General features: G+C 74.4%; 4 protein-coding genes. 2 read left to right on the forward strand and 2 right to left on the reverse strand.

What is annotated here, in order from left to right:
* Positions 1-520, reverse strand: a 520-nt coding sequence (locus ACWJ6R_RS32495) for an alcohol dehydrogenase catalytic domain-containing protein (protein WP_449065884.1), incomplete at its 3' end; no start/stop codon positions are given.
* A gap of 98 nt (positions 521-618) precedes the next feature.
* Here ACWJ6R_RS32495 and ACWJ6R_RS32500 point away from each other — a divergent pair.
* Positions 619-1617 (forward strand): aldo/keto reductase, encoded by a 999-nt coding sequence (locus tag ACWJ6R_RS32500; protein ID WP_449065885.1) that lies wholly within the window; start codon positions 619-621, stop codon positions 1615-1617.
* An 18-nt stretch (positions 1618-1635) separates the two neighbouring features.
* A complete protein-coding gene (locus tag ACWJ6R_RS32505; RefSeq protein WP_449065886.1) occupies positions 1636-2223 on the forward strand; it encodes a TetR family transcriptional regulator in 588 nt (195 codons plus the stop codon).
* 143 nt (positions 2224-2366) lie between these two features.
* Here the strand turns inward: ACWJ6R_RS32505 and ACWJ6R_RS32510 are convergent, their stop codons facing one another.
* Positions 2367-3290 (reverse strand): hypothetical protein, encoded by a 924-nt coding sequence (locus ACWJ6R_RS32510; protein WP_449065887.1) that lies wholly within the window; start codon positions 3288-3290, stop codon positions 2367-2369.
* Positions 3291-3563: the final 273 nt, after the last annotated feature.

The raw sequence follows: 3563 nt of genomic DNA on the forward strand, positions 1-3563 counted from the left end.
AGCTGCCCGGCGGTGTGCGCGGTGACCCGCGTGGCGGCCGGTGAGCCACCGGGTACGGCGGCGGCCGCCGGGAGCGCGGTGGTGGAGGTGAGGGCGACGGCCAGGCCGCCGCCGAGGAGGAGTCGGGGGAGGCGTTCCATTCGTCCTGTCCCTCAGGGACGCCGTACGCCGTCCCCGGTGGACGGACGCCTGCGGCGTCGGCTTCCTCCTGCCGATCGGCGGCTCGCGGGTCCGGGTGAGGGTTCGGCCGTGTGGTCCAGGTCACTTCGCGATGCCGGGGTCCGGCCGTCTCGGCGTCACGGAGCCCCTGGAGGGCGGCGAAGGCGGAGGTCGGGGCCGCCGCCTGCTCGAACGTGACGTTCGCCGGCTTGGGCGCGAACCCGCCCTGCGGAGCGCACGCGTACTCGGCGAGGGCGCCGGCACAGGTTCCGAACACCTCGTCGCCGGGCCGGAACCGGGTGACCCGCTCGCCGACCGCCTCGACGCGTCCCGCGACGTCTCCTGATCGCGTGACGCTCAAGGCTGCTATGGAATGACAGATATTGAAATCTGTTATTCAATAGTGCATAGTGATCGTGCAAGCGGATTCTGCACCGACCACCTTCCAAGGAGCACACCGTGCACGACCGCACCCTCGGCGCCTCCGGTCCCGTCGTCTCCGCCCTCGGCCTCGGCTGCATGGGCATGTCCGCCCTCTACGGCGAGGCGGACCGGACCGAGTCCGTCGCCACCATCCACGCCGCCCTCGACGCCGGCGTCACCCTGCTGGACACCGGCGACTTCTACGGGATGGGCCACAACGAGCTGCTCATCGGCGAAGCCCTGCGCACCGCCGGGACCGATGCCCGCGACAGGGCGGTCCTCAGCGTCAAGTTCGGCGCCCTGCGCGACGCGGCCGGCGGCTGGAACGGCTACGACGGCCGTCCCGCCGCGGTGAAGAACTTCCTGGCCTACACGCTGCAGCGGCTGGGCACCGACCACGTCGACGTCTACCGGCTCTCCCGCCTCGACCCGGCCGTCCCCATCGAGGAGACCGTCGGCGCCATCGCCGAGGAGGTCCAGGCCGGGCGCGTCCGCCACATCGGCCTGTCCGAGGTCGGCGCGCAGACCATCCGCCGGGCCGCCGCCGCGGCCCCCATCGCCGACCTGCAGATCGAGTACTCCCTCTTCTCCCGCGACATCGAGGCGGAGATCCTGCCCGTCTGCCGCGAGCTCGGCATCGGCGTCACCGCGTACGGCGTGCTCTCCCGCGGCCTGCTCGGCGGCCACTGGACCCGTGACCGCGCCCTCGCCCCGGGCGACTTCCGCGGCATGAGCCCGCGCTTCTCCGGCGAGAACCTCGACCGCAACCTGGCCCTGGTCGAAGCCCTGCGCGCGACCGCCGAGCAGAAGGGTGTTACGGTGGCGCAGGCCGCCATCGCCTGGGTGCTCTCACGCGGCGAGGACATCGTCCCGCTGGTCGGCGCCCGCCGCCGCGACCGCCTCGCCGAGGCGCTGGGAGCCGTCGACGTCACCCTCGACGCCGCCGACCTGGCCGCGATCGAGGACGCGGTCCCGGTGGACGAGGTCGCCGGGACCCGCTACCCGGAGGCGCTGATGGCCCAACTGGACACCTGACAGCGCGGAGAGGACACGATGGCCGCGGGTGCACTGACCGCCGAGGAGATCCTGTCGGCCACCGAGGGCGTCCTGCGCCGCTACGGGCCGGCCAAGGCCACCGTGGTCGACGTGGCCAGGGCCCTCGGGGTCAGCCACGGCAGCGTGTACCGGCACTTCCCCACCAAGGCGGCGCTGCGCGCCGCGGTCACCCGGCGCTGGCTCGACCGCAACCACGCGGGACTGGCCGAGCTCGCCGCCGAGGACTCCCCGGCCCCCGAGCGGCTGCGCCGCTGGCTGGCGGCGCTGTTCGAGGCCAAACGGCGCAAGGCCCTCGACGACCCGGAGCTCTTCGCCACCTACACCGTGCTCGCCGGCGAGAGCGACACCGTGGTCGGCGAGCACGTCGACGCCCTGCTCTCCGAGGTCGCTCTGATCATCGCCGACGGCGTCGCGCAGGGCGCGTTCGCCCCGTGCGATCCGCAGGTCACCGCGCGTGCGGTGCTGGACGCGACCGGTCGTTTCCACAACCCGCTCTACGCCGCCGAGTGGTCCGCGCCGGAGATCGACACGGCCTTCGACGCGGTCTGCTCACTGGTGCTCGCGGGGCTGAGGGCGACCGGCTGACGGCACGGCCCGCGGACCCCTGAACGCGCGGACCCCTGAACGGGCGGACCTCTGAACGCGCGGACCGCGGAGGTGCGGACCGCGGAGGTGCGGGCAGTGGGGGTGCGGGCAGTGGCGGCGGTGCGGACGGGGCCCGGGAGGGCTCAGTTGGTGCGGGTGTTGGGGAGGTGGTCCCCGAGGTAGCCGATCCAGACCTTGCCGGTGGCGCCGCCGGAGTCGTCGTGGAAGTACATCCGCGGCGCCGGGTAGCCGACGGGCCGCAGTTTCACGTGCGCCTCCATCAGGAGCCGGCCCGCCGGATGCACCTCGTCCGGGACGGCGAAGACCCGGGGCTCGCTGAACTTGGCGCTGGCGGTCACGGTCCTGGACTCGCGCATGGCCAGCATCCCGGTGGGGATGGTGCGGCGGCCGTCCGCGCCGTTGGCGCACCACTCGTAGAACCCGCCGGAGAACGCCCCCGAGGAGCGCGCTCCGGCGAAGTCGTCCAGCGCGCACAACGCGTCCCACGCCTTGGCCGCCCAGGTGCGGCAGAGCGCCGGATGCTCCAGGTCCAGCCGGGCGGCCGGGCCGTCGGTGTCGCCGACGGAGACGTGCCGCAGCGTCGCCCGGGTCCTGATCAGTACGTCCACCAGGCCGGTCGGCTCGAAGACGTCCTCCTCGACGGCCGCGCCGTAGGCCGGGCGGCCCGCCTCGGCCAGCATCCGCTCCAGCCGTCGCACCCGCCAGGCCAGTTTGCGGGCCTCGGCGACGGAGTCGGCGTACTCCTTCTGGAGGAACAGGTGCTCGCGACGGAGGTGCTCGGCCTCGCCTTCCGCTCGTGTCCCCGCCTCGCCTTCCGTTCGTGTCCCCGCCTCCCCGGCCACCGGGGCGGGACCGTCCCGCCACCGCTCGGCGACGATGTCGCGGAGCCCGGCCACGTGCGCGCCGAGGGTGCGGATCTCACGGAGCAACCGGCCCGGCTCGTCGTCGGAGGAGGCGGACGACGCGGCCAGGTTCAGCGCGCTCTCCAGCTCACCGCGCAGCTCCTTGACCACCGTGTCCGCCACCGCCCGGACGAGACCGGTCACGTCGAACGCCGGGACGCCGGCGATCGGGGAGGGAGCGGCGCAGGAGCCCGGTCCGGCGGCCGAGTCGCTTCCCGGGGCTTCGGGGCCGGAGGCGCCCGACCCGCGGCTCCCGGCGCCCGGGGGCGGACCCCGCGGTGGAGGACTGCGCGGTGGAGGATCGCGCGGCGGCCGTCTCCGAGGCGCCGGGCGGTACCGGCTGCCGGGTCAGGGCCATCATCCCGCGCCGCAGCTCCTCGCGGCTGAGGTCGACCGGGGCGGGCACCGGGGCCGCCG

The organism is Planomonospora algeriensis, assembly GCF_977012225.1.